We start from the raw sequence: 2180 nt of genomic DNA, 5'->3' as shown, positions 1-2180 counted from the left end.
GCTGCCGCGCACAGTCTTTTTTTGTCCACATGCCTTCTTGTAACTATAAAAGCTGAAGTTTCCAAACACGCTCTGAAGAAGGGCATCAGACGCCTGCTTCATCTTCATGATGACTCCCCTTTCCCTGGCTTTTTATTCCTTTTTCATCACAAGGAGGATGCATAGCTGTCCCCTTTCAGGGTAGAACTGCTATCAACTGGTAGTGTAGTTAACGCCTGAGGAGGGAACCATGAAAGGCCTACACACACGTCTGTTGTTCGCAGCGTGTTTTTCCCTGTGTCTGAGTATTGCAGCTCCGGTTCGTGCCATCCAACCCCGACCTCCCCTGAATGTAAATTCTGAGAAAGTACACGAGCTGAACAATGTGGCCAAATTGATGAGTCGTCCAGAGAGGCTGCTTTTGCTGGACAATGTAGTCTCGTTCTGGAAACTGCGTGTCGGTATCGGCGAGGGGCAGCCTAAAGACATGTCACCACCGAGAACGAGGACCTTCGGTCTGGTGGAAAACGGACAGCTTTCTCCTTCTTTCGTTGCGCGCACAGTGCTTCAGCTCATGGTGATGGCCTCAAATGAAGGCATCATGAATTTTCCTGAAGCGTGTGACAATGAAGAGGATAAGCAGGAACTTCTGCGGCTTTTTAACGGAGTGCCAGAGCAGTACAGGCTTTATGTTCCGTTTGCAAAATTGGAGAGCGTGGCGCAGGAGTGGCTGGGCTGGTCTTTCGACAGATCGGCCCTGCCTCAGGCCGACTACTTCTTTCGGAAGGAGGAAGGGCTGTTCGTCGATGATATCCGGCTGTTCGAGTCCTGGCCTCTGTACCATGAGCATGACGCTTTCGCCCAGCCGTTTAATCTGTACCCTGAAAATGACGCATGGATCATGGAAGGCGAAGTGCGTGGCCTGTATCAAGCAGAAGGCGATATCTTGCGAGTAACCAAGCGGGATACATTCCGCCTGATCGCCAAAAAGACGGGTAAGTATTGGCGCATCCTTTCCCTCGACTTCAACGCACAGTAAGTTTCTTCAGCGAGGCGAATTATGAACAAGGTTTTGCTTTTGGTGATATTGGCCTGCCTGCTGCTCTGTCCCCTACCCACTTTCGCGCAAGGAGCATTCCCGTCTCGGGCGGAGCAGCTCGTCATGGAGGATAATTTGCTTATCCTGTGGAGCATGGGCCTGACAAAGAGTGCTCATAAATCCCAGAACGAGCTGTGCCGGGATGCGCTCTTTTTCCTCATCCTGTCTGAAGGCTCAGTCTGTGGTCTGGATCGTGATGAACATCCTAGTTTTTTCCAAGGCATATCTGAAAATTTGCGGGGGTATGTGCCGAAGGATGGGGTGGAAGAGATTGCCCGAACCATCTTTGGTCAGGAAGTGAGCAGGCACGGAGACTTCGAAGGAGTCTACTTTGATGGTAACGGTTATTTTATTGATTTTTCCGTTCTGAGCGACAAAACGGGCAATATATGCAACCTGTCCCCGGATGATTTACTGCCAGGCTATGCCAACGTGGAGATGATGGAGCCCATAGATGAAAAACACTGGGAAATGTTTGGCAGACTCCAGCGTTTCAAAGAAGTAGACGGCGGGGAAATCATATGGAAAGAGGCTACATTCCACGTCATAGTACATTATCAGGACGGACAATTGCAGCTTAAAAGCTTTGAGTTTACGGAACAGGCTATGGGCTAAGACAGCTGATAAGGTTTTTCCTGTAAAAATGTTGGCTCTTGACTGACAGAAAGAACCCTAAACTGAATGAAAAAGCTCTGTCCGATGTTTTCCATTATATCTGAAAATGGAAAACCAGAAGTATCAGTCGGGAGAATATCGTATCTATTGAATCGAAATAGGGATAAAGTATTCATTCTGGAAATGCATTGCTTTTGTTTTGCCGATTTACCCATATGCGGGAAATGTGGTGGTGAGCTCGACAACAGCCTATTCTATAACTTCTTCCACACGATTTTTTAGATTTGACTTCCTGTGACTGATCTCAAAATTGTCTCCCCTCCGTATCATAGGAGACCAGATATCGGCAAAAGATATCTTTGGAAAAGCCCATATGAGATAGACGCTATTAAAATTTTTGAGAGTATTGCATAAAGAATGTTATAATGACATACTCCAGTTAAGGAGTTCTTTATGCAATACTGTCCAAAATGTGCGTCAGAGCGGA

Annotated in this window: 2 protein-coding genes; both read left to right on the top strand. The window is 47.3% G+C overall.

The window, feature by feature from the left end:
- Window positions 1-229 precede the first annotated feature (229 nt).
- Window positions 230-1018: a hypothetical protein gene (locus HF854_RS12235; protein ID WP_168936533.1), complete on the top strand. Its 789-nt coding sequence runs from the start codon at window positions 230-232 to the stop codon at window positions 1016-1018.
- 21 nt (window positions 1019-1039) lie between these two features.
- Window positions 1040-1693, top strand: coding sequence for a hypothetical protein (locus HF854_RS12230; RefSeq protein WP_087353053.1), 654 nt, complete (start codon window positions 1040-1042; stop codon window positions 1691-1693).
- The last annotated feature ends 487 nt before the right edge of the window (window positions 1694-2180 follow it).

It is taken from the genome of Desulfovibrio piger (assembly GCF_012843875.1).
In the GTDB taxonomy this organism is placed as follows: Bacteria; Desulfobacterota; Desulfovibrionia; order Desulfovibrionales; family Desulfovibrionaceae; genus Desulfovibrio.
This window is presented reverse-complemented; position numbering and strand designations above follow the sequence as displayed.

Excerpts from the sequence above, each read along its gene's own strand:
- HF854_RS12230 (WP_087353053.1), top strand. The coding sequence starts at position 1,040 with ATGAACAAGGTTTTGCTTTTGGTGATATTGGCCTGCCTGCTGCTCTGT.
- HF854_RS12235 (WP_168936533.1), top strand. The coding sequence starts at position 230 with ATGAAAGGCCTACACACACGTCTGTTGTTCGCAGCGTGTTTTTCCCTG.